General features: G+C 54.6%; 2 tRNA genes and 3 rRNA genes. All 5 read right to left on the reverse strand.

Annotated features, from left to right (window positions below):
- Window positions 1-83 (reverse strand): 5S ribosomal RNA (rrf, locus tag OUZ30_RS20295); the annotation flags it as partial.
- A gap of 131 nt (window positions 84-214) precedes the next feature.
- Window positions 215-3,094: ribosomal RNA gene (locus OUZ30_RS20300) — 23S ribosomal RNA — on the reverse strand.
- Between the two features lie 234 nt (window positions 3,095-3,328).
- Window positions 3,329-3,404, reverse strand: a tRNA-Ala gene (locus tag OUZ30_RS20305).
- Between the two features lie 11 nt (window positions 3,405-3,415).
- Window positions 3,416-3,492: transfer RNA gene (locus tag OUZ30_RS20310), tRNA-Ile, on the reverse strand.
- Window positions 3,493-3,628: 136 nt separating this feature from the next.
- Window positions 3,629-4,962 (reverse strand): 16S ribosomal RNA (locus tag OUZ30_RS20315); the annotation flags it as partial.

A 4,962-nucleotide genomic window follows, 5' to 3' on the forward strand; every position in this document is an offset into this window, starting at 1 on the left:
GCCACACTACCATCGGCGCAGCTGCGTTTCACTTCCGAGTTCGGGATGGGATCGGGTGGGACCACAGCGCTATAGCCGCCAGGGAAAAGGTGCGGACAGCGCTTTGAGAGCGCCAGTCCGGCGTAAGGTGTAAACGAGTGACAAGCGTCGAGGTGAAATTCGGATCTAGATGTATCGCGAGGATATTAACTCTAGCGAAGCGTCTTGGGGTTATATGGTCAAGCCGCACGGCTCATTAGTACGCGTAAGCTCAATGCATTGCTGCACTTCCACACCGCGCCTATCAACCACCTAGTCTTGATGGTGCCTTAAGGAGACTCGAAGTCTCGGGAGATCTCATCTTGGGGCGTGCTTCCCGCTTAGATGCTTTCAGCGGTTATCACTTCCGTTCGTAGCTACCGGGCAATGCCATGGGCATGACAACCCGAACACCAGCGGAACGTCCACTCCGGTCCTCTCGTACTAGGAGCAGCCCCCCTCAAATCTCCAACGCCCACGACAGATAGGGACCGAACTGTCTCACGACGTTCTGAACCCAGCTCGCGTACCACTTTAAATGGCGAACAGCCATACCCTTGGGACCGGCTACAGCCCCAGGATGTGATGAGCCGACATCGAGGTGCCAAACACCGCCGTCGATATGAACTCTTGGGCGGTATCAGCCTGTTATCCCCGGAGTACCTTTTATCCGTTGAGCGATGGCCCTTCCATACAGAACCACCGGATCACTAAGACCTACTTTCGTACCTGCTTGATCCGTCGATCTCGCAGTCAAGCACGCTTATGCCTTTGCACACAGTGCGCGATGTCCGACCGCGCTGAGCGTACCTTCGTGCTCCTCCGTTACTCTTTGGGAGGAGACCGCCCCAGTCAAACTACCCACCACACACGGTCCCTGATCCGGATTACGGACCTAGGTTAGAACGTCAAGCACTTCAGGGTGGTATTTCAAGGATGGCTCCACCGAAACTAGCGTCTCGGTTTCATAGCCTCCCACCTATCCTACACAGAAGAACTCAACGTTCAGTGTGAAGCTGTAGTAAAGGTTCACGGGGTCTTTCCGTCTTGCCGCGGGAACGCTGCATCTTCACAGCGATTTCAATTTCACTGAGTCTCGGGTGGAGACAGCGCCGCTGTCGTTACGCCATTCGTGCAGGTCGGAACTTACCCGACAAGGAATTTCGCTACCTTAGGACCGTTATAGTTACGGCCGCCGTTTACTGGGGCTTCGATCAAGAGCTTCGCCTTGCGGCTGACCCCATCAATTAACCTTCCAGCACCGGGCAGGCGTCACACCCTATACGTCCACTTTCGTGTTTGCAGAGTGCTGTGTTTTTGATAAACAGTCGCAGCGGCCAGGTTACTGCGACCCTTCTCAGCTCAGCTACGCATGTAGCCACCAAAAAGGGCGCACCTTCTCCCGAAGTTACGGTGCCATTTTGCCTAGTTCCTTCACCCGAGTTCTCTCAAGCGCCTTGGGATTCTCACCCTGCCTACCAGTGTCGGTTTACGGTACGGTTTCTCTGTAGCTGAAGCTTAGTGGCTTTTCCTGGAAGCGTGGTATCAGTCACTTCGCCCAAAAGGGCTCGTCTCGGTGCTCGGCATAAAGAGGGCCGGATTTGCCTAACCCTCATGCCTACCGCCTTTCCCCGGGACAACCAACGCCCGGTAGACCTAACCTTCTCCGTCCCCACATCGCACTACAGACAAGTGCAGGAATATTAACCTGCTTCCCATCGACTACGCATTTCTGCCTCGCCTTAGGGGCCGACTCACCCTGCGCCGATGAACGTTGCGCGAGGAAACCTTGGGCTTTCGGCGTGGGGGCTTTTCACCCCCATTATCGTTACTCATGTCAGCATTCGCACTTCCGATACCTCCAGCAGACTTCTCAATCCACCTTCACAGGCTTACGGAACGCTCCTCTACCGCGCACACTTGCGTGTGCACCCCGAGCTTCGGTGTATCGCTTAGCCCCGTTAAATCTTCCGCGCAGACCGACTCGACCAGTGAGCTATTACGCTTTCTTTAAAGGGTGGCTGCTTCTAAGCCAACCTCCTGGCTGTCTATGCCTTTCCACATCGTTTTCCACTTAGCGATAACTTGGGGACCTTAGCTGCGGGTCTGGGTTGTTTCCCTTTTCACGACGGACGTTAGCACCCGCCGTGTGTCTCCCGTACATTCTGTCCTGGTATTCGGAGTTTGCCATGGTTTACTAAGCCGCGATGGCCCGCTAGCCATAACAGTGCTCTACCCCCAGGAAGATTCATACGAGGCGCTACCTAAATAGCTTTCGAGGAGAACCAGCTATCTCCGAGTTTGTTTAGCCTTTCACTCCTATCCTCAGCTCATCCCCATCTATTGCAACAGATGTGGGTTCGGTCCTCCAGTGCGTGTTACCGCACCTTCAACCTGGCCAAGGATAGATCACTCGGTTTCGGGTCTACTGCCAGAGACTATGCGCCCTATTCAGACTCGGTTTCCCTTCGCCTCCCCTATACGGTTAAGCTTGCCACTGACAGTAAGTCGCTGACCCATTATACAAAAGGTACGCAGTCACCCTTGCGGGCTTCCACTGCTTGTACGTATACGGTTTCAGGGTCTATTTCACTCCCCTCTCCGGGGTTCTTTTCGCCTTTCCCTCACGGTACTAGTTCGCTATCGGTCAGTCAGGAGTATTTAGCCTTGGAGGATGGTCCCCCCATGTTCAGACAGGGTTTCTCGTGCCCCGCCTTACTCAATTTCATCTCTAATGCCCTTTCGCCTACGGGGCTATCACCCGCTATGGCCGGCCTTTCCAAACCGTTCGGCTAAAACACTAGAGACTTTTGGGCTAGTCCGCGTTCGCTCGTCGCTACTGACGGAATCTCGGTTGATTTCTTTTCCTCCGGGTACTTAGATATTTCAGTTCCCCGGGTTCGCTCTGCATAGCTATGTATTCACTATGCAGTACTCCTTGCGGAGTGGGTTTCCCCATTCGGACATTGCCGGATCAAAGCTTGTTGCCAGCTCCCCGACACTTTTCGCAGGCTGCCACGTCCTTCATCGCCTCTGACTGCCAAGGCATCCACCGTATACGCTTAGTCGCTTGACCATATAACCCCAAGTCGCCTCGGGGCCTGATAGCACATCCCTTACGAGGGGATGCCCATCCATGCCAAACAACGCATTCGCTTAATTGCCTCTTCGACACATCTCGATTCGGTTTCGAACCAAGACGCTTGTCACTCGTTTACAGTTTTTCAAAGAACACAAGAACGGCCACAATGCCGCCTCGTTTCTAAATCTTTATGTGTGCGCTGCCTTCATTTCACGTCGTGTCACCAAATGGTGGAGCCAGTCAGGATCGAACTGACGACCCCCTGCTTGCAAAGCAGGTGCTCTCCCAGCTGAGCTATGGCCCCAAGTGATTTGGTGGTGGGTCTGGGAGGACTCGAACCACCGGCCTCACCCTTATCAGGGGTGCGCTCTAACCACCTGAGCTACAGACCCGGGAACCTTTCAGCATCAACAAAAAATCGCCTACCGACGTCACCGTCGAAGCGCGGTTTGTTGAAACCTTGTCGCGTGAAATTAAGGGCAGGTGTCTTGTGTGGACGTCTTGCAGCAGCGAAAGCTGCCATTCTCGAAAGGAGGTGATCCAGCCGCACCTTCCGATACGGCTACCTTGTTACGACTTCACCCCAGTCATGAACCACTCCGTGGTCGTCGTCCCCCTTGCGGTTAGACTAACGGCTTCTGGAGCAACTCACTCCCATGGTGTGACGGGCGGTGTGTACAAGGCCCGGGAACGTATTCACCGCGGCATAGCTGATCCGCGATTACTAGCGATTCCGACTTCACGAAGTCGAGTTGCAGACTTCGATCCGGACTGGGATCGGCTTTCTGGGATTGGCTCCACCTCGCGGTATTGCAACCCTCTGTACCGACCATTGTAGTACGTGTGTAGCCCTGGCCGTAAGGGCCATGATGACTTGACGTCATCCCCACCTTCCTCCGGTTTGTCACCGGCAGTCTCCTTAGAGTTCCCACCATTACGTGCTGGCAACTAAGGACAAGGGTTGCGCTCGTTGCGGGACTTAACCCAACATCTCACGACACGAGCTGACGACAGCCATGCAGCACCTGTGTTCTGATTCCCGAAGGCACTCCCGCATCTCTGCAGGATTCCAGACATGTCAAGGCCAGGTAAGGTTCTTCGCGTTGCATCGAATTAAACCACATACTCCACCGCTTGTGCGGGCCCCCGTCAATTCCTTTGAGTTTCAGTCTTGCGACCGTACTCCCCAGGCGGCGAACTTAACGCGTTAGCTTCGACACTGATCTCCGAGTTGAGACCAACATCCAGTTCGCATCGTTTAGGGCGTGGACTACCAGGGTATCTAATCCTGTTTGCTCCCCACGCTTTCGTGCCTCAGCGTCAGTGTTGATCCAGATGGCCGCCTTCGCCACTGATGTTCCTCCCGATCTCTACGCATTTCACCGCTACACCGGGAATTCCACCATCCTCTATCACACTCTAGCGAGCCAGTATCCATCGCCATTCCCAGGTTGAGCCCGGGGATTTCACGACAGACTTAACTCACCGCCTACGCACGCTTTACGCCCAGTAATTCCGATTAACGCTTGCACCCTTCGTATTACCGCGGCTGCTGGCACGAAGTTAGCCGGTGCTTATTCCTCAGGTACCGTCAGTTCCGCCGAGTATTAATCGACAGCGTTTCGCTCCTGATAAAAGTGCTTTACAACCCGAAGGCCTTCTTCACACACGCGGCATTGCTGGATCAGGCTTGCGCCCATTGTCCAATATTCCCCACTGCTGCCTCCCGTAGGAGTCTGGACCGTGTCTCAGTTCCAGTGTGGCTGATCATCCTCTCAGACCAGCTATCGATCGTCGCCTTGGTAGGCCATTACCCTACCAACTAGCTAATCGAACATCGGTCCGTCTAACCGCGCGAGGTC

The organism is Dyella humicola (genome assembly GCF_026283945.1).
Lineage (GTDB): Bacteria > Pseudomonadota > Gammaproteobacteria > Xanthomonadales > Rhodanobacteraceae > Dyella > Dyella humicola.